Raw genomic sequence first — 16,507 nt, forward strand, 5'->3', positions numbered from 1 at the left:
GATCAGAACCGCAGGAACACGCCCGGGTCCGCGAGGGCGGGCTGCTGGGCCGTACCCGGCGCCGCCGGCTCGGCTGCGGCGGATGCGGCGGACGTGGTGCCGCAACCGCCGGAGTTCAGCAGGCGGTTGACGGCCTGCCCGCTCGGCCCCGCGTACGCCGGGTCGTACGGGTTGTAGGAGACGGCGACCTGGCGGTGCCCCTCGGCGTCGCCGAGGACGAACGTCAGGAAGCCGGGCGTACTGCCGTTGTGGCCCCAGAGATCGCCACAGGTGCCCTGGAGCTTCATCAGGCCCAGGCCGTAGTCGAGGCCGGGGGCGGCGGGGACGGTCGTCTTCATCTCCGCCAGTTCGGCCGGGCCCAGCAGCCGCCCGCCAAGCAGGGCGGCGTTGAACCGGGTGAGATCGGCGGTGGTGGAGATCCCGGCACCGGCTGAGGAGGCGACCGAGGGGTTGAACAGGGTGATGTCCACCGGCCCGGACGGCATCTTGAGGTAGCCGTGCGCGTTCGGCCCGGGAATCGCGGCCGAGGTGGTGGGCATGAAGGTGTGCTGCAGGCCGAGGGGGCGGATGATCCGGCGCTCGACCTGGTCCGCCCAACTGCGGCCGGTGACCTGCTGGATGAGCATCCCGGCCAGGATGTAGTTGGTGTTGGAGTACGACCACTTCGTGCCGGGTTCGAAGCCGGGGGCGTGAGCGGTGGCGATGTCCACCAGTTCCCTCGGCTGATAGGTCTTCCAGCGGCCGGACCGCAGCCACTGCCGGAGGTCGGCGTCGGTCTTCAGCTCGAACTGCGGGTCCTCGGTGTAGTTGTAGATCCCGCTGGTGTGGTTGAGCAGCTGGCGGACCGTGATGTGCTGCCCGTTCGGAACCACCCCGGGGAGGTAGTGCTCGATCGGGTCGTCCAGGCGCACCTTGTGGTCGGCGACCAGCTGGAGCACCACCGTCGAGACGAAGGTCTTGGTGACACTGCCGATCCGGAAGGCGCCGTCGGCATCCACCGGCGCGCCGCTCGCCAGGTCGGAGACTCCCCCCGAGCCCTTCCACACCGTACGGCCGTCCACCCGGACCGAGGCCAGCACGGCGGAGTCGCCCCGGTTGGCGACCGCGCCGTTCAGCGCACCCTGAAGGTCCTTGTCCCAGACCGAGGTTGCGGGTGCTGCGGGCAGTGCCGCCACCTCGGCCCGCTGCGGCGCGAGGGCCGGGCCTGCCGCGAACGCCGCCGGTGCGACCACCCCGATGGCGGTGGCACCCGCCAGCACCCCGATCACCACCCGCAGACCCGCGCGGCGCAGCCCGTGCCCTAACCGTGCGTCAGCCATGATCCCTCCCGTTCCCGGCCGGATGCACCGACCGACCGTGGCCCGGCCGCTGGAGCTGCGGCCGACCGTCCACCAGGACAACTCCTGTCTACCTGCCGCACCTTGGCCTCGGCTCCCCCACAGGACGGAGCCGCCCCCGACTTCCACCGGGGTACTGGCCGAAACCCACTCAGGGTCGGCCGGGAAGCTCCGCCGGCCACACCGGGGCTCGGCGGCACCGGGCCGTACGCCGCCGGGCCTCCGTCGGGCACCGTCCGCCCGGCCGGAGGCCGCTGTGCACCCGGCCCGCCGCAGCGGCGGGGAGGCCGCTGCGGGGGTGTGGCGGACCGGGTGGTTCTCCCGGTGCTGCTCACCGGGGGTACGGATGCCGCCCGGCGCTCCGCGAGGTGCGGTGCGGGCGGCGGGGGGAGGCAGCGGTCAGTTCTGGCCCGCCGCCGCGGAGAGGACGGTGTTGCCGGTCACCGAACCGGCCGTTCCGTCCACGGTGACCAGGTGGCGCACGCCGTCCGCACCGAGCACCTCGACCGCCCAGGCGCTGCCGCCGCCCTGCTGGCCGACGACCCGCAGCGCGTCCGCCTTGCCTCCCGGGACGGCGGCGACGGCCTTGGCGACCGCCTGGTCCGCCGGAACGGCCGGGATCGGCGCGGGCGCGAGCTCCGCGCCATCGGTGGACCGGTCTGCGCCCGGGAGCCCGCCGCCCTCGCCGTCGCCGTGGCCGCTCCGGCCGTGACCGTGCGCATGGTCACCGCCCTCGCCGAGGTTCGACGCGTCCTCGCCGTGGTGGCCCTCGCCCGCACCCTCGTGCCCGGCGGCGAAGTGGCCGTGCCGGCCGCCCTCGTGCTCCAGACCGTGGTGGACCACAGCCGCGGCTCCCACGCCTGCGACCCCCAGGACGACCACGGCCGCGCCCAGGGCCAGCAGGCGGGGGCGGCGCCTCGGCAGGCGCAGGTACCGGTCCCGGAACGGTGCCTTGGCGGCAGCGACGGGCTCCGCAGCGGTCCCGGCGGCCTCGAACGACTCCGGGGGGACGGACTGGGACATACTGGCGTTCCTCCTCAGCCGGCCGGACCTGCGCCGACCGCACGGCGCCCAGCATGGCCACGCCTTGCTGAAGCTGGCCTGAAGCATGCTGAAGACCGCTTCAGCCGCCGCCGGAGCCGGTGTGCGACCCTGGACCCCGTGCGCGTACTGGTGGTCGAGGACGAGAAACGGCTGGCCCAGGCCCTGCAGCGGGGCTTGCAGGCCGAGGGTTTCGCCGTGGACGTCGCGCACGACGGGAACCAGGGCCTGTGGCTGGCCATCGAGCGCGACTACGACGTGATCGTGCTCGACATCATGCTGCCGGGGCTCAACGGCTACCGCGTCTGCGCCCGCCTGCGCGCGGCCGGGAACGAGACGCCGATCCTGATGCTGACCGCGAAGGACGGCGAGTACGACGAGGCCGAGGCACTGGACACCGGCGCCGACGACTACCTCTCCAAGCCGTTCTCGTACGTCGTCCTGGTCGCCCGGCTGCGCGCCCTGCACCGCCGCACCGGCCGCCGTCTGCCGCAGACGCTCGCCGTCGGCGACCTGGCGATCGACCCGGCCCGCCGGACCTGCACCCGGGGTGGGGCCGAAGTCCGGCTCACGGCAAGGGAGTTCGCCGTACTGGAGTACCTCGCCCGGCGCGCCGGAGAGGTGGTGCCCAAGCGCGAGATCCTCGACCAGGTCTGGGACTCGGCCTTCGAGGCGGACCTCAACCTGGTCGAGGTGCACGTGAGCGCCGTCCGCCGCAAGATCGACACGGCCTTCGGACGCTCGGCGCTGGAGACCGTCCGCGGCGCGGGCTACCGCCTGGCGGCCGACGGTGGCTAGCGCCCACCCGGCGCGATCGGGCACCGGGAAATCAGGCATCGGGAGATCAGGCACCGGGAACCGTCCGGGAGAGCCGCGTCGGCGCCGCGCGGGGGTGCGGGGGTGACCGCGGCGACCCGGAACCGTCCGGCCGGATTCGGCGCCCTGCTGCGCGCACGCGCCCTGCGCACCCTGCGCCGCCTGTGGCCGGACTCCGTCCGGGCCAGGGCGACCGTCGGCGCGACGGCGGTCGTGGCGGTCGCGCTCGGCACGGCCGCCCTCGCCCTGCTCGCCATCCTGCACGCCAACCTGAGCCGCAACGCCGAGCGGGCCGCCGCCCAACAGGCCGACACCGTCGCACAGTTGGCCGCGCAGGGACGGCTGCCCGATCTGGTGCCGCTGGCCCACGGCGCCGACTTCATCCAGGCGGTGGACGCCAACGGCCGGGTGGTGGCCGCCAGCCAGAACCTGGCGGGCAAGCCGCCGGTGGCCCACCTGCGCCCGGCGGACGGCGCCCTCCGCACCACCTGGTCCGGCGGGCCGGTGGACGACGACCACGACCAGCGCCTGGTCGCCGTCACCACCCAGACCCCCAGCGGCCCGCTCACCATCTACACCGGGACCTCACTGCGCGAGGCCGACGCGGCCGACGAGATCACCAAGGCCGCACTCGCCGTCGGCCTGCCGCTGGTGCTCGGCACCGTCGCCTGGGTCACCTGGTGGGTCGCGGGCCGGGCGCTGCGCCCGGTGGAGGCGATCCGCGCCGAGGTCGCCGACATCACCGAGCACCGCCTGCACCGGCGGGTCCCGGTGCCGGCCGCCGAGGACGAGATCGCCCGCCTCGCCCGCACCATGAACAGCACCCTCGACCGGCTGGAGGAGGCGGGCGCCCGGCAGCGCCAGTTCATCGCCGACGCCTCGCACGAACTGCGCAGTCCGATCACCGTGCTGCGCACCCAGCTCGAGGTCGCCATGGCCCACCCGGACCCGGCGCTCTGGCCCGACCTGGTCAAGGACGCGCTGGAGGACACCGTCCGGCTCCAGGACCTGGCCTCCGACCTGCTGCTGCTCGCCCGGCTGGACGCCGCCGACCCGGTCAGGACCGAGCCCCTGGACCTGTCCGAGCTCTGCCGGGCCGCCGTCGCCGGCCGGCACGGCGACCGGATCGCCGTGCTGACCCGGCTCCAGCCGGACATCACCGTGACCGGCAACCGGAGTTGGCTCACCCGGCTGCTCACCAACCTGCTGGACAACGCCCAGCGCCACGCCGATCAGCAGATCCGGCTCACCCTGCGCACCCACCCCGAGGGCACCGCCGTGCTGGAGGTACTCGACGACGGGCCCGGCATCCCGGACGCGGACCGCGCCCGGGTCTTCGAACGGTTCACCCGCCTCGACGACGCCCGCAGCCGCGACCACGGCGGCACCGGGCTCGGCCTGGCCATCGCCCGCGACATCGCCGGCCACCACGGCGGCACCCTCACCGCCGAACCGTCCGAGCGCGGGGCCCTGCTGGTCGCCCGCCTGCCGCTCGCCGGAACCCGTCAGGGACACTCGCCCGAGAACGGCTGATCCGGGTGTCAGACACCGACGGCCTCCTCCATCTCCTCCTCGTCCGCCACCCGGGACGCCGGGGAAGCCTGGGACGCCGGGGATGCCGGGGATGCCTGGAGCGCCTGCCGCCGCTCGTGCCCGCCCGCGACAGCCATCACGGCCAGGCCCGCCACGAGCCAGAGCGCCAGCGAGAGCAGCCGTCCGCCGAGTCCCGCACCGCTGTCGAAGTAGAGGATGCTGCGCGCGCCCTCCACGAACCCGGCGCCGTTCCAGAACGAGTGCAGCGCGCCGAAGAAGCCGCCCTGCAGCTCGGGCCGGTAGATCCCGCCGGAGGTGGTGAAGTTGAGCATCACGAACAGCACCATCAGGGTCAGCGTGGTCCAGCGCTTGAGGAAGATGTGCAGACCGGTGCCGATCGCGATGATGCCGGCCGAGTAGAGCCAGCCGAGCGCCCAGACGGCGGCCCGGTGGTGGTCGACGATGTGGAACAGCGGCCCTGCGGTGGCGATCCCGATCACGCTGACGGCCAGCGAGGTCGCCAGGCCGATCAGCGCGCGCACCCGCATGCTCACCGCCGCGCCCGCCGAGCCGATCACGGCCACACTGCCGTACGAACCGATGCTCAGTGCGACCAGCAGGAAGAAGATCCCCTGGCCGGTCGGGTCGCCGCTGCTGAGCGGGGCGACGTCGGTGACGGCGAGCGGGACACCCTGCTGGGCCGTGACGGTCTGGAACACGGCCTCGGCGGCCATCGCGGAGGTGTCGGAGTTGGCCTTGGCGACGAGCAGTTCGGGGTGCCTGGCGCCGGGGACGAACGCCCCGACCAGGTTCCGGTCACGGAGCTGCTGCTCGGCGGCCTGCCGGTCGGGCAGCGTGGTGACGTCGAGGGCGTCGCCGGCCCGGTCCTTGACGGTCTGGGCCAGCACCTGGGCCTGCGGCGTCGTGCCGACCACGGCGACCTTCAGGTGGTGCGGCTCGGGCTGGTGGAACGCGCCCTGGTAGGCGAGGGCCATGCCCAGGCACATCAGCAGCGGGGTGAGCAGGTGGACGGCGATGTGCCGGAGGCTGTGCCGCAGGCCCGGTGCGGCGTGCGCGGCGTGTGCAGCATGGGCGGCGGGTGCGACGGCGGGACCGGCGGGTGCGGTCCCCTGGGGTGCGGTCATGGTCCGTGCGGTCCTTCTCGTGATCTCGCGACCGGGTCAACTAGTTGGCAAATGCAACCGCATGTCCGGACAGGTTGGTGAATACAACTCATCTGGATGTACTATACAACCGTGAACGAGAAAGCCGCATCACCCTCCCGCGACGACGCCCTCCGGTCGATCCAGCGCGAGCTCACCGCCTTCGCCCGACGCGCCCGCAGCCGGGCCGCCGAGCTGCACCCCGAACTGTCACTGGTCGCGTTCAGCATGCTCGACCTGATGACCGAGCGCGGCGGCTGCCGGGGTGCCGACCTGGCCGCGTACTTCATGCTCGACAAGTCGACGGTCAGCCGCCAGGTCGGTGCCCTGGAGAAGCTCGGCTACCTGGTGCGCGAGACCGACCCCGAGGACCACCGCGGCCAGATCCTGCGCCCCTCCCCGGCCGGCCTGGAGGCCATGCGCGCGGCTCACGAGCAGCGCCGGATCGCCTTCCTCGACCGCCTCACCGACTGGGACGACGCGGACATCGCCCAGCTCGCCGCCTACCTGGAGCGCTACAACTCGTCCTTCTGACCGGCCTGACCGGCACCCGGCCGGGCGGAGTCCGGCAAACCGTCGTTGACCAGCACCGCCGCACCCGTGATCCGGCCGGCCGCCAGGTCCGCCAGCGCCTCGGCCGCCTCCGCCATGGCGTACCGCTGGAGGTGCACCACCGGCGGGTGCGCCGCCACCTCGGCCAGGTAGGCCAGGCCGTCCGCGCGGGTGTTGGCGGTGACGCTGCGCAGCGTGCGCTCCTGGAACAGCTGCCGCCGGTAGCCGAGCGCCGGGACGTCCGTGAGGTGGATCCCGGCGATCGCCAGCGTCCCGCCCCGGTCGAGCGCTTCGAGCGCGACCGGTACCAGCGACCCGACCGGCGCGAACAGGATCGCCGCGTCCAGCGGTTCGGGGGAGCCCGCGTACGCGTCCTGCGCGGACGCGGACCCGAGGGCCAGGGCCAGCCGCTGTGCCTCCTCGGACCGGGTGAACACATGGACGGTCGCGCCGCGTGCCAGCGCCAGCTGCGCGGTCAGGTGCGCGGAGGCGCCGAAGCCGTAGACGCCCAGCCGTCCACCGGGCGGCAGTTCGGCCCGTGCCAGCGCCCGGTAGCCGATGATGCCCGCGCAGAGCAGCGGTGCGCACTCCTCGTCGGGGATGCCGGGCGGCAGCCGGTAGACGTAGCGGCTGTCGGCCACCACCAGGCCGGCGTACCCGCCGTGCAGGTCCCACCCGGTGTAGCGGGAGTGCGGGCACAGGTTCTCCCGGCCGGAGCGGCAGTACCGGCAGACCTGGCAGGTCCGCCCCAGCCAGGCGACTCCGACCCGGTCCCCCGGCGCCAGCCCGGCCACTGCGGCCCCGGTCCGGACCACCCGGCCGACGATCTCGTGGCCCGGCGTGCACTCCGGCAGGTGCGTCGGCAGATCCCACTCGACCAGGTGGAGATCGGTCCGGCACACCCCGCACACCGAGACCGCCACCAGCACCCCGTACCGCCCCGGCTCCGGCACCTTGCGCGCCACCCACCGCAGCCCCCGGTCGACCACCCACGCCCCCGTCCGGCCCGTGCCGCCCATCGGCCGCTCCTCTCGCTCCACGGCTCAGCACCTGGCTGATACCCGCCGCAGGCCACTCCGACGACCGGGCCGTACGTGCCCGTGCCCGAATCTCCCAGCTGTCCGAACCGGGTGATCCGGGCGCCCGCAGCGGCCCGTACGGGCCCAGGTAGGCTGCGGCCTGCCCCTTCCGACCTGCGCGGACCGTGAGCCGCCCGGCAGCCGGACCACCAGCGCCGGACCACCAGCAGAGGAGTAGCCCGTTGGCCACCGCCACGCCGCCCGTGCCGCCAGGACCGGCGGACCCCGCGCACTCGACCGGGCCGACCGCCGACGGGCAGGCCCCCACCGGGTCGGCCACCGGGCCGGTCACCGTGGTCGGGATCGGCGCCGACGGCTGGGCCGGACTGGCCGAACCCGCACGGGCGGCGCTGCGCGCGGCGGACACCGTGATCGGCGGCCCGCGCCAGCTGGAGCTGCTCCCGCCCGAGGTCGCCGCCGCCCGGCTGGCCTGGCCCTCCCCGCTGCGCCCGGCCGTTCCCGGACTGCTCGCCGAGCACGCGGACCAGCCCCTTGCGGTTCTCGCCAGCGGTGACCCGATGTTCTACGGCATCGGCCGCGCCCTGGCCGAGACGGTCGGGCCGGAGCGGCTGCGGGTGTTTCCGCACCCCTCCTCCGTCTCGTACGCCTGCGCCCGGCTCGGCTGGCCGCTGGAGGACGCCGAGGTGGTCAGCCTGGTCGGGCGGCCGCTCGACACGCTCACCCTCGCCCTGCACCCGGGCCGCCGGCTGCTGGTGCTCAGCGCGGACGCGGACACCCCGGCCGCCGTCGCCGCGCTGCTCACCGGACGCGGCTACGGCCCGAGCCGCCTGCGCGTGCTCGAACAGCTCGGCGGCCCGCAGGAGCGGCAGTTGGACGGCTGCGCCGAGGACTGGCCGTACGGGCCCGGCGCCGCGCTCAACCTGATCGCCGTCGAGTGCACGGCCGCGCCCGGCGCGCCCCGGCGGTCGCTGGTGCCCGGTCTGCCCGACGACGCGTACGAGTCGGACGGGCAGCTGACGAAGCGCCACGTCCGGGCGGCGACGCTGGCCGCACTGGCGCCGGTGCCGGGCGAGTTGCTCTGGGACGTCGGCGGCGGGTCGGGCAGCATCGCGATCGAATGGCTGCGCGCACACCGCTCCTGCCGGGCCGTCAGCGTGGAGCGCGACCCGGTCCGGGCGGAACGGATCACCCGGAACGCGGTCGCACTCGGCGTGCCCCGGCTCGCCGTGGTGACCGGTCCCGCACCCGCTGCCCTGGCCGAACTCCCCACCCCCGACGCGGTGTTCATCGGCGGCGGGCTCACCGCACCCGGCCTGCTGGAGACCTGCTGGGACGCGCTGCCGCCCGGCGGACGGCTGGTCGCCAACACGGTCACCCTGGAGTCGGAGGCCCTGCTGGCCGCCTGGTACCGCAGGCACGGCGGCGAGCTGCTGCGGCTGGCGGTCGCGCACGCCGTACCGGTCGGCGGGTTCACCGGCTGGCGGCAGGCGATGCCGGTCACCCAGTGGTCGGTGGTCAAACCGGGAGCACCGGAAGAACTGGCAGAGCCGGAAGAACCGACCGGCCCCGCAGCACCCGAAGAACCGCAGAGCACGGGCCGGCCCCACGCCCGCACCAACACCCAGGGAGCGCACACCTGATGACCGTCCACTTCATCGGAGCCGGCCCCGGCGCCGCCGACCTGATCACCGTGCGCGGCCAGCGGATCCTGGCCGCCAGCGGGGTCTGCCTGTACGCGGGCAGCCTGGTGCCGCGCGAGCTGCTCGCCGAGTGCCCGCCGGACGCCCGGCTGGTCGACACCGCCCAGCTGAACCTGGACCAGATCATCGCCGAGATCGTCCGCGCCCACGAGGAGGGGCTGGACGTGGCCCGGCTGCACTCGGGCGACCCGTCGGTGTTCAGCGCGGTCGCCGAGCAGATGCGCCGGCTGGACGCGGCTGGCATCCCGTACGAGGTGGTGCCCGGCGTGCCCGCGTTCGCCGCTGCTGCGGCGGCGCTGAAGCGGGAACTGACCGTGCCGACGGTCGGCCAGACGGTCATCCTCACCCGGGTGGCCCGGCAGGCCACGCCGATGCCGACAGGCGAGGACCTCGCCACCCTCGGGCGCAGCGGTGCGCTGCTCGTCCTGCACCTGGCGGCGCGGTACGTGGACAGCGTGGTGGACGAGCTGCTGCCGCACTACGGCGCCGACTGCCCGGCCGCCGTGGTCGCGATGGCCAGCCGCCCGGACGAGCTGGTGCTGCGGGGCACGCTCGGTGACATCGCGGCGCGGGTGAAGGAGGCCGGGGTGCTGCGGACCGCCGTCATCCTGGTCGGCCGGACCCTCGGGGCCGAGCAGTTCCGCGACAGCCACCTGTACTCACCGGAACGCGAGCGGCCGCACGAGCCGTGCGGCAGCTAGCGGGCGCGTGGCCGGCCGGCTCAGTTCCGGTGGGCCGCTCCGGCCGCTCCAGCTGCTCCGGCTGCTCCCGCCCCTCCGGCCGGTGGGGCCTGGCCGACGATGTTCCCGGCGCGGTCGATGCAGATGACGTCGACCGCGACCGGCGAGCCGGTCAGCACGCCGAGCGCGGTGGCGCGGGCGGCCTCGGCGACCAGGTCGCCGAGCGGCACCCCGGCGGCCGAGCAGAGCTGGACCGCTTCGAGGCCGGTGTTGGCCGCGGCGACGGCGGCGGTCAGGGATTCGTCCGCGCCGCCCCGCTCGGCGAGTTCGGCCAGGTAGCCCTTGTCGACCTGGGAGCGGGCGGAGTGCAGGTCGAGGTGGCCGGCGGCGAGCTTGGAGAGCTTGGCGAAGCCTCCGGCGACGGTCAGTCTGGGGACCGGGTGGCGCTTGAGGTACTTGAGGACGGCCCCGGCGAAGTCGCCCATGTCGAGCAGGGCGTCCTCGGGCAGCCCGTGCACGGCGGTGGCGACCTTCTCGGAGGTCGAGCCGGTGCACCCGGCGACGTGGGTACGCCCGGCCGCACGGGCGACGTCCACACCGCGCCTGATGGAGTCGATCCAGGCGGAGCAGGAGTAGGGCACCACGATGCCGGTGGTGCCGAGGATGGACAGGCCGCCGAGGATGCCCAGCCGCGGGTTCCAGGTGGAGCGGGCGATCTCCTCGCCGTCGTCGACGGAGATCTCGACCTCGACGTCCCCGCTGCCGCCGTGCCGGGCGGCGATCTCGGCGACCGTGTCCCGCATCATCTGCCGGGGCACCGGGTTGATCGCGGGTTCGCCGACGGGCAGCGGCAGTCCGGCCTTGGTCACCGTGCCGACGCCGGGCCCGGCGCGGAAGACCGTCCCGCTCCCGGGCGGCGCGTGCCGGACCGTGGCCCGGATCAGCGCGCCGTGGGTGACGTCCGGGTCGTCCCCGGCGTCCTTGACCACGCCGGCCATCGCCCAGGCCCGCCCCTCGACGGCATCTTGATGACCAGTCAGTTCCCGCTGGTGGCAGGAGAGTTCCTCGATGGCGAGGGCGAACGCGGGCTGCTGCCCCCTGGGCAGCGTGATCGTCACCGGGTCGGGGAACTCTCCGGTCAGCAGTGCCGTGTACGCGGCGGCGGTCGCCGCCGTCGCGCAGGCGCCCGTCGTCCATCCGTGCCGCAGCCCGCTGCTCCTGAGCTGTGCGGCGCGGCCTCCCGTCTCAGCCACGTACATCCCCTGGAGTTCCCATGCCCGTGCGGCACGTCCTGATCCTCGGCGGCACCACGGAGGCCCGGCGGCTGGCCGAGCGGCTCGCCGCCGGGCAGCCGCCGGGTGTGCCACCGCTGCGGGTGACCAGCTCCCTCGCGGGCCGGGTGGCCGAGCCCCGACTGCCCGCCGGGGAGGTGCGGATCGGCGGGTTCGGCGGGCCGTCCGGGCTGGCCGCCTGGCTGCGCGAGCAGCACGTGGACGCGCTCATCGACGCCACCCATCCCTTCGCCGGAACCATCAGCCGCAATGCGGCCGAGGCAGCCGCCGAGGTACATGTTCCCCTGCTGGCTCTGCGGCGTCCCAGCTGGGTGCCGGTTTCCGGGGACCGCTGGCATCCGGTGGACTCGCTGGCCGAGGCGGCCGACGCCCTGCCCGGCCTGGGCCGCCGGGTCTTCCTGACCACCGGGCGCCAGGGGCTGGCCGCCTTCGCGCACCTCGGCGACCACTACTTCCTGGCGCGGTCGGTGGACGCCCCCGAGGCCCCGATGCCCCCGCACACCGAAGTCCTGCTGGACCGGGGGCCGTTCACCCTGGACGGCGAACGGGCCGTCTGCCGCGCGCACCGGATCGACGTCCTGGTCACCAAGGACAGCGGCGGCGCGGCCACCGCTCCGAAGCTGACGGCCGCCCGCGAGCTCGGCCTCCCGGTCGTGATCGTCCGGCGCCCCGAGCTGCCCCGGGGCGTCCCGGCCACCCCGGACGTCCCGGGCGCCATCGCCTGGCTGGCCGGCCTCGCCCCCTGACACCCGCCGCCCTGGCGGTCGGGGGCGGGCCGCCCGACGGGGCCTACCCGGCGACCTGGCTCAGCGCCTCCCGGAGGGCGACGTCCAGCGCCTGGTCGGCCGGGACGGCGATGTCCGGAACGACGCCCACGGCCTCCCAGTTGGTGCCGGTGACGGGGTTGATCGAGCGGGCGGTCGGCACGGCGACGGTGATGTGCGGGCTGACGGCGATCCGGGCGGTGGGGTGGGCGCCGCCCCTGGTGGTCTCGCCGATCAGCGTGGCGCGCTCGTTGACCAGCAGGTTGTAGGCGAGTTCCTCGCCACCGGAGAAGGTGGAGCCGCTGGTCAGTACGTAGACCGGCCGGTCGAGGTAGCGGGGGGCCGGCAGGTGGGTGGAGGTCCAGTACTGCCGGGTGGAGTCGGTGGTCCGGTCGTAGATGTCGTTGAGGTGGGTGTCGCCGTCCGGGAAGAAGTAGCTGCACCAGAGGGCGACGCCCGCGGGTGAGCCGCCCCGGTTCTGCCGGAGGTCGATGACCAGGGCCTCGGTGTGGGCGAGGATCTCCATGGCGGCGGCGTAGGTGCGGGCGGCCGGACCGGGCTCCGCGATCAGGCGCAGGTCCAGGTAACCGATGTTGCCGTCGAGCCGCTCGACCCGCTGGACACCGAAGTTCGCCGCCAGGGACATCGCCTCGAAGTTCGCCTGCGCGAGCTCCTCCGGCTCCTCCTCCACCGACTGCGGCTCCTCCTGGTGGAGCAGCCGCAGATGCTTGTCGGGGCACGCCTCCTGGAGGTGCGCGGTGACCGCGGCGCACAACTCCGGCGCGGCCAGCCCCTCGTAGGATCCGGCGGCGAGGTGGCCGCGGATCGCGGTGTCGATGGCGGCGGTGCGTTCGGGGAAGACGTACCCGGCGGTGATCCGGGCGAGGGCGCTGTCGAGTATGTCCGCCGTCTCGGCGTTGGTCGTCATGAGCCGCGATGCTAGCGGGAGGATCGCCGTCGGCCGACTGGTTATCGGACGGCCGCACCCCCGGCAGAGCGGTTCCCTGGCAGAACGGTTCTCCGGCGGAGCGTCGGGAGCTGACCGACGCTCCGCCGGAGGCGGATCAGGCCGAGGGGTAGCGGCGCGGGGTCCAGACCACCTCGGTGCCGTCGTCGCGGCGGACCACCCGGGTCTGCGAGGAGCCGATCAGCAGGATGGTCCGCATGTCGACCTGGGCGGGGTCGAGTTCGGCCAGCTTCACGGTCCGCACGCGCTCGGTCGGGCCGCCCACGTCGCGGGCCATCACCACGGGGGTGTCGGGCGCGCGGTGTTCGAGCAGCAGGTCGCGGGCCAGGCCGACCTGGGTGGTGCGGATCTGCGAACCGGGGTTGTAGAGCGCGAGCACCAGATCCGCCTCGGCGGCGGCGCGCAGCCGCTTGGCCACCGCCTCCCAGGGCTTGAGCCGGTCGGAGAGCGAGACCACCGCGTAGTCGTGGCCGAGCGGGGCGCCGGCCCGGGAGGCGGCGGCGTGCGCGGCCGTCATCCCGGGCACGATCCGCACCGGCACCGAGCGGTAGGGCTCCTCACAGGCGGCCTCCAGCACGGCGGTGGCCATCGCGAAGACGCCCGGGTCGCCGGAGGAGACCACGGCCACCCGGTGTCCGCGCCGGGCCAGGTCGAGGGCGAACTCGGCGCGCTCGGCCTCGACCTTGTTGTCGGAGCCGTGCCGTTGCTGGCCGGGGCGGACGGGCACCCGGTCGATGTAGGTGGTGTAGCCCACCAGGTCGGTGGCGGCGGCGAGTTCACCGCGCGCCTCGGGGGTCAGCCAGAGCGGTCCGGCCGGCCCGAGACCGACCACCACGACCTCGCCGGCACCGTCCGGTGCCGACGCCTGCTCGGCTGGGGCCTGCTCGACGAAAGCCTGCTCGACGGGGGCCGGCTCGACGGAAGCCTGCTCGACGGGGGCGAGCCCGATCCGGCTCGGCAGGACCGCGACCGAGAAGTACGGGACGCTCCCGGGGTCCACCTCGGCCAGCGGCACGGTGCGCTCGCCCGCCATGGTGGCCCGCTCGACGTACCGGGCCTCCGCCAGCCGGCCCGACCGCTCCAGCGCCCGCCGCACGGTCGGGAAGGTCCGGCCGAGCTTCATCACGACCGCCGAGTCGGTGGCGGCCAGACGCGCGGTCAGCTCCTCCTCGGGGAGGGTGCCGGGCAGGATGGTCAGCACCTCCTCGGCCTCGACCAGCGGTGTGCCGAGCCGCGCGGCGGCCGCGCTCACCGAAGTCACACCGGGCACCACCTCGGTGGGGTACCGGTGGGCCAGGCGCTTGTGCATGTGCTGGTACGAGCCGTAGAAGAGCGGGTCGCCCTCGGCCAGCACCACGACGGTGCGGCCCGCGTCCAGGTGGGCGGCCAGCCGGGCGGCGGCCTCCTCGTAGAACTCGTCCAGCGCGCCCCGGTAGCCGCCGGGGTGGTCGGTGGTCTCGACCGTGACCGGGTAGACCAGCTGCTCCTCGATCTGGTCGCCGCGCAGGTAGCTCTCGGCTATCGAGCGGGCGATCGAACGGCCGTGCCTGGCGCTGTGGTAGGCCACCACGTCGGCCCGGCCGATCAGCGCGGCGGCCCGGACGGTCACCAGCTCCGGGTCGCCGGGGCCCAGGCCGACGCCGTACAGCCGCCCGGTACCGCTCTCCTGATGCTCCGTCACTCTTCTTCGCTCGCAATCGCGTTGATGGCGGCAGCGGCCATCGCACTGCCACCGCGCCGACCGCGCACCACCAGGTGCTCCAGCCCGGACGGGTGCGCCGCCAGCGCCTCCTTGGACTCGGCGGCGCCGATGAAGCCGACCGGTACCCCGATCACGGCGGCCGGGCGGGGGGCACCGGCCTCGATCAGCTCCAGCAGGCGGAACAGCGAGGTCGGCGCGTTGCCCACGGCGACCACCGCGCCTTCGAGCCGGGGCAGCCACAGCTCCATCGCGGCGGCGCTGCGGGTGTTGCCCATCTTCTGCGCCAGCTCGGGCACCGAGGGGTCGGAGAGGGTGCAGACCACCTCGTTGTCGGCAGGCAGCCGCTTGCGGGTGACACCGCTGGCGACCATCGAGACGTCGCACAGGATCGGCGCACCGGCGTGCAGCGCGGCGCGCGCGCCGGCGACCACGCCGGGCGACCAGAGCAGGTCCTCGACCAGGTCGGTCATGCCGCACGCGTGGATCATCCGCACGGCGACCTGCGCCACGTCGGCGGGCAGGTGGGCCAGTTCGGCCTCGGCCCGGATGGTGGCAAAGGACTGGCGGTAGATGGCCGCGCCGTCCTTCTCGTACTCGATCACTTCGTCCTCCGGGCCTCGGCCACTGCCTCGGCCATCTGCTCTGTCGTCACGTTCACTGACAAGGGGAGTGCTGCTGCCGGGGGTTGTTCCGACGTGCCGATCCGGGCCACCCGGTAGCCCTGCCCCGTGGCGAGCACGTCCACCCACTCCCCCGCCGGGTGTCCGCAGCGCCGCTCGCAGCCCGACCAGTGCACGGGCAGGCCGCCGGGGGCCGCCGCGTCCAACGCCCGTGCGGCGTCCGCCCGTACGTCGGCCTGCGACCTGGCGCAGCCGGGCAGGCCGGTGCAGGCGCTGGCCCGCTCCCAGGCCGAGCACTGGTCGGTACGGAACCCGGCGCGGGCCAGCTCGGGCAGCCGCTCCGCGGGTGCGCCGGGCAGCACCACGCCGCGCCAGGGCGTCAGCCGGAGCCCGTCGGCCGCGGCCGCAGCCAGGGTCCGCCAGCGGGCGGCGCCGACCCGGCCGAAGCGCAGGCCGACCGAGAGGCCGCCGGGCAGCACGCCCGGCGCCGGGGCCGCGCCCGGCAGCGCGGGCAGGGCTTCCGTACCCGGGTCGAGCAGCTGCGGCACCTCGCGCAGGTGCCAGGCCCTGGTGCCGGTGGCCCGCAGTGCGTGCAGGAACTCCTCGGCGGCGGCGAGGGCGTGCCCGACCGCCTGACCGGGCGGCACCCGGCGGGCGGTGGCGGCGCGGCCGAGGCGCAGCAGGGCGCCGCCGTCCGCGGTTGCGATCAATGTCACATCGGCGTCCAGGGCGGCGATGTCGCCGCGTCCGTCGTCCAGGGCGAACAGGAACTTGCCGGAGAGCTGCGCCACCGGCTCGCTCGCGCAGAGCCGCCGGTCGAGCTCGCGCACCCAGGACTGCACGTCCGCGTGGCCCAGTCCGTCGAGCCCGGCGGCCGGGGAGGCGACGATGTTGCGGACCCGCTCGTGGGTGTCCGAGGGCAGCAGCCCGGCGGCACGCAGCCGGTCGGCGAGTTCGCGGCCGCAGTCCGAAGGCAGGCCGCGCAGCTGGACGTTGCCGCGCGAGGTGGTCTCCAGCTCGCCGTCGCCCAGTTGCTCGGCGGCGTCGGCGAGCGCGAGCGCCTGACGGACCGTCAGCAGGCCGCCGGGGGTGCGGATCCTGGCGAGCGCGCCGTCGTCGGCGGTATGCAGGCGAAGGGCCCCCGGGCAGGCGTCCGAACGACCGCGGTCGGGCGCACCGGGGCCCGCTGCGGCGGCGTCGGGTGTGGGTGGCATGGCGGCGAGCATACAGATTGCCGGTCCGGATGCAGCGTCCCGTCGATCACACTTCCGGTCGGCACTCCCCCAGCTCAGCCCCACCC

The 16,507-nt window shown here is 74.8% G+C and carries 15 protein-coding genes; 6 read left to right on the top strand and 9 right to left on the bottom strand.

Annotated elements, in window-relative coordinates; translation table 11 throughout:
• Nucleotides 1–2 precede the first annotated feature (2 nt).
• On the bottom strand, nt 3–1,319 hold the full coding sequence (locus UK12_RS00105; protein ID WP_082119157.1) for a serine hydrolase domain-containing protein: 1,317 nt from the start codon (nt 1,317–1,319) through the stop codon (nt 3–5).
• 417 nt (nt 1,320–1,736) lie between these two features.
• Nucleotides 1,737–2,360: a hypothetical protein gene (locus UK12_RS00110; protein WP_045298073.1), complete on the bottom strand. Its 624-nt coding sequence runs from the start codon at nt 2,358–2,360 to the stop codon at nt 1,737–1,739.
• Nucleotides 2,361–2,498: 138 nt separating this feature from the next.
• On the opposite strand from UK12_RS00110, the gene UK12_RS00115 reads away from it, so the two are divergent.
• Both UK12_RS00115 and UK12_RS00120 read left to right on the top strand, forming a co-directional pair.
• Nucleotides 2,499–3,176, top strand: a complete 678-nt coding sequence (locus tag UK12_RS00115; protein WP_045298074.1) for a response regulator transcription factor — start codon at nt 2,499–2,501, stop codon at nt 3,174–3,176.
• A 102-nt stretch (nt 3,177–3,278) separates the two neighbouring features.
• Nucleotides 3,279–4,727, top strand: coding sequence for a sensor histidine kinase (locus UK12_RS00120; protein WP_052681244.1), 1,449 nt, complete (start codon nt 3,279–3,281; stop codon nt 4,725–4,727).
• Between the two features lie 8 nt (nt 4,728–4,735).
• Here the strand turns inward: UK12_RS00120 and UK12_RS00125 are convergent, their stop codons facing one another.
• A complete protein-coding gene (locus UK12_RS00125; protein WP_045298076.1) occupies nt 4,736–5,872 on the bottom strand; it encodes a membrane protein in 1,137 nt (378 codons plus the stop codon).
• Between the two features lie 111 nt (nt 5,873–5,983).
• Here UK12_RS00125 and UK12_RS00130 point away from each other — a divergent pair, with 111 nt between their 5' ends.
• Nucleotides 5,984–6,424 (top strand): MarR family winged helix-turn-helix transcriptional regulator, encoded by a 441-nt coding sequence (locus tag UK12_RS00130; protein WP_231590971.1) that lies wholly within the window; start codon nt 5,984–5,986, stop codon nt 6,422–6,424.
• On the opposite strand, the gene UK12_RS00135 is transcribed toward UK12_RS00130, so the two are convergent.
• Entirely contained in the window at nt 6,406–7,461 is a 1,056-nt protein-coding gene (locus UK12_RS00135) for a zinc-binding alcohol dehydrogenase family protein (RefSeq protein ID WP_082119158.1), read from the bottom strand. The two genes, UK12_RS00130 and UK12_RS00135, sit on opposite strands and share 19 nt — an antisense overlap.
• Nucleotides 7,462–7,703: 242 nt before the next feature.
• Between UK12_RS00135 and cbiE the strand changes: the two genes are divergently transcribed.
• Both cbiE and cobM read left to right on the top strand, forming a co-directional pair.
• The gene (gene cbiE, locus UK12_RS00140) at nt 7,704–9,122 is read left to right on the top strand and encodes a precorrin-6y C5,15-methyltransferase (decarboxylating) subunit CbiE (RefSeq protein ID WP_331386627.1); all 1,419 of its coding nucleotides are present in this window, start codon (nt 7,704–7,706) and stop codon (nt 9,120–9,122) included.
• Nucleotides 9,122–9,883 (top strand): precorrin-4 C(11)-methyltransferase, encoded by a 762-nt coding sequence (gene cobM / locus UK12_RS00145; RefSeq protein WP_045298080.1) that lies wholly within the window; start codon nt 9,122–9,124, stop codon nt 9,881–9,883. Before cbiE ends, cobM begins: the two co-directional genes overlap by 1 nt.
• 20 nt (nt 9,884–9,903) lie before the next feature.
• On the opposite strand, the gene UK12_RS00150 is transcribed toward cobM, so the two are convergent.
• A complete protein-coding gene (locus UK12_RS00150) occupies nt 9,904–11,115 on the bottom strand; it encodes a cobalt-precorrin-5B (C(1))-methyltransferase (protein WP_231590972.1) in 1,212 nt (403 codons plus the stop codon).
• A 20-nt stretch (nt 11,116–11,135) separates the two neighbouring features.
• On the opposite strand from UK12_RS00150, the gene UK12_RS00155 reads away from it, so the two are divergent.
• The gene (locus tag UK12_RS00155) at nt 11,136–11,900 is read left to right on the top strand and encodes a cobalt-precorrin-6A reductase (protein WP_045298083.1); all 765 of its coding nucleotides are present in this window, start codon (nt 11,136–11,138) and stop codon (nt 11,898–11,900) included.
• A 43-nt stretch (nt 11,901–11,943) separates the two neighbouring features.
• Here the strand turns inward: UK12_RS00155 and UK12_RS00160 are convergent, their stop codons facing one another.
• The 4 genes from UK12_RS00160 to UK12_RS00175 all read right to left on the bottom strand — a co-directional run bounded on the left by UK12_RS00160 (nt 11,944) and on the right by UK12_RS00175 (nt 16,421).
• On the bottom strand, nt 11,944–12,846 hold the full coding sequence (locus tag UK12_RS00160; RefSeq protein ID WP_045298084.1) for a S41 family peptidase: 903 nt from the start codon (nt 12,844–12,846) through the stop codon (nt 11,944–11,946).
• A gap of 136 nt (nt 12,847–12,982) precedes the next feature.
• Nucleotides 12,983–14,566 carry a precorrin-2 C(20)-methyltransferase gene (locus UK12_RS00165; protein WP_045298088.1) on the bottom strand — a complete coding sequence of 528 codons (1,584 nt, stop codon included), beginning with the start codon at nt 14,564–14,566 and terminating at the stop codon, nt 12,983–12,985.
• Nucleotides 14,563–15,189 (bottom strand): precorrin-8X methylmutase, encoded by a 627-nt coding sequence (locus UK12_RS00170; RefSeq protein WP_045298090.1) that lies wholly within the window; start codon nt 15,187–15,189, stop codon nt 14,563–14,565. The genes UK12_RS00165 and UK12_RS00170 overlap by 4 nt, the downstream gene beginning before the upstream one ends.
• Nucleotides 15,186–16,421 carry a precorrin-3B synthase gene (locus UK12_RS00175; protein WP_197084426.1) on the bottom strand — a complete coding sequence of 412 codons (1,236 nt, stop codon included), beginning with the start codon at nt 16,419–16,421 and terminating at the stop codon, nt 15,186–15,188. The genes UK12_RS00170 and UK12_RS00175 overlap by 4 nt, the downstream gene beginning before the upstream one ends.
• Nucleotides 16,422–16,507 lie beyond the last annotated feature (86 nt).

Origin of the sequence: Saccharothrix sp. ST-888, assembly GCF_000955975.1 — a bacterium.
Taxonomy (GTDB): Bacteria; Actinomycetota; Actinomycetes; order Streptomycetales; family Streptomycetaceae; genus Kitasatospora.